Below are 1,709 nucleotides of genomic sequence, written 5' to 3'. Positions count from 1 at the left end.
ACTGATTAATGGAACTACTTATATAAATAAAGTGGTTCCATTTTTTGTATCTTTTACCTACACAAATTTAACGGCATAACTTCAATTATAACCTCCTCCGGTTGATAAAGAATTATTTATGTCTTTAGTAAATATCAACGATCTTACAACATTTGATGAAAATTGTTTTGTCATAAAAATGATTGAATAATATATTTATTTTATGACAATAATATCATATACTATTGATATAAGGGAGGTGCAACTATGTTGAATTCTGAATTAGTAAGTAAAAGATTTAATGAGTTGCGAAGTAAGAGTGGATTTACCCAAAGTCAAATTGCGGAATATTTACAGGTTGATCAGAGCTACATCTCAAAATGTGAAAACAATGAACGGCAATTTAGTATCGATATCCTTGAAAAAGCAGCAAACCTTTTTGGATGTTCGATAGAGTATTTTACAAATGAAGATAGCGAGTTTTCCCCAATGCCTATTGCATTACGGGCAAAGGGTCTTACGACAGAAGATTTGGAAACAATAGCAGCCATGAACAAGATTGCATTAAATTTACGTTACATGGAAGATTTGCTCAAGGGGGAATAATGCATGAAAGAAAAAATTGAATTAAATGCAGAGGCCATAAGCTTGCGCAAACAATTTGGAGAAGATATCTACTCGCCAATAGATATCTTCTCTATCCTTTATAGTAACGAAGACTTAACGATTGTATTTTATCCAATGAGCAGTCGAGTAAGTGGTATCTGTATTAAAGAAGGAAATAATAAAATAATCGGTATTAATTCAACTTCTACGTACGGTCGCCAGCGTTTTACAATGGCCCATGAATTGTATCATTTATTTTTCCATGAGGATTTTAAAAGTATCGTATCTTCCGCAGATCTTGAGAAAAATAAAGATCCGCAGGAAGTAGAAGCAGATATGTTTGCGTCATATTTTTTAGCGCCTTATGAATCTTTAAACGATTTTATAAAAAACAAATTGGGAAAAGTAAAGCATGATCTTGAAGTAAATGATGTCGTAAAAATTGAACAGCACTATGGGTTAAGCAGACAGGCTACTTTATGGAGATTAATAAAAGATGGATATTTATCTCATGAAAAAGCAAATACAATGAAAACTGGGATCATTTCATCAGCATTGAAACTTGGCTTTGATGACAAATTGTATAGGCCAACTCCGGAAGATAAGCAATATATTACTTTAGGTAAATATATAAAATTGGCTGAAGAATTAAAAGAAAGAGACCTAATATCAAATGGGAAATACGAAGAACTATTATTAAATGGATTTAGGGGAGATATGGTATATGGATTAAATACAGTTGGAGAAGAGAGTTATGACTAGTAAGTTGTTTTTTGATACAGATTGTATCTCTTCTTTTCTGTGGGTGAAAGAAGAAAACATCCTGTTTAAACTTTATCCTGGAAGAATTGTGCTCCCTAAAGAAGTTTTTATTGAATTATCAAATCCAAGTATCCCCCATATTAAGCGTAAAGTTAATGAATTATGTATAAATGGTGATGTTACGACAAAAGAGATATTGACCAATACCGAAGAATATCGTTTGTATTATGAATTAGCGATTTCACCGCCAAAAGGAGAAAAAAGAATTGGTAAAGGTGAAGCAGCGGCGATAGCTTTAGCAAAAGCATACGGTGGAATTATAGCTAGTAATAATTTAACTTCCCTCCGAAAGAAGTCTCCCA

Annotated in this window: 3 protein-coding genes; all 3 read left to right on the top strand. The window is 32.4% G+C overall.

Features of this window, described 5'->3' with window-relative positions; all coding sequences use genetic code 11:
• Positions 1-246 precede the first annotated feature (246 nt).
• On the top strand, positions 247-585 hold the full coding sequence (locus U473_RS11315; RefSeq protein ID WP_068726436.1) for a helix-turn-helix domain-containing protein: 339 nt from the start codon (positions 247-249) through the stop codon (positions 583-585).
• Positions 586-588: 3 nt separating this feature from the next.
• The gene (locus U473_RS11310) at positions 589-1,347 is read left to right on the top strand and encodes an ImmA/IrrE family metallo-endopeptidase (protein ID WP_068726434.1); all 759 of its coding nucleotides are present in this window, start codon (positions 589-591) and stop codon (positions 1,345-1,347) included.
• The coding region (locus U473_RS14835; RefSeq protein WP_201024189.1) for a hypothetical protein at positions 1,340-1,709 on the top strand (370 nt) is incomplete at its 3' end. The genes U473_RS11310 and U473_RS14835, both read left to right, overlap by 8 nt.

The organism is Tepidibacillus decaturensis (genome assembly GCF_001561915.1).
GTDB lineage: Bacteria > Bacillota > Bacilli > Tepidibacillales > Tepidibacillaceae > Tepidibacillus_B > Tepidibacillus_B infernus.
The sequence above is the reverse complement of the archived record's forward strand: the minus strand, read 5'-3'. Positions and strand labels throughout refer to the sequence as shown.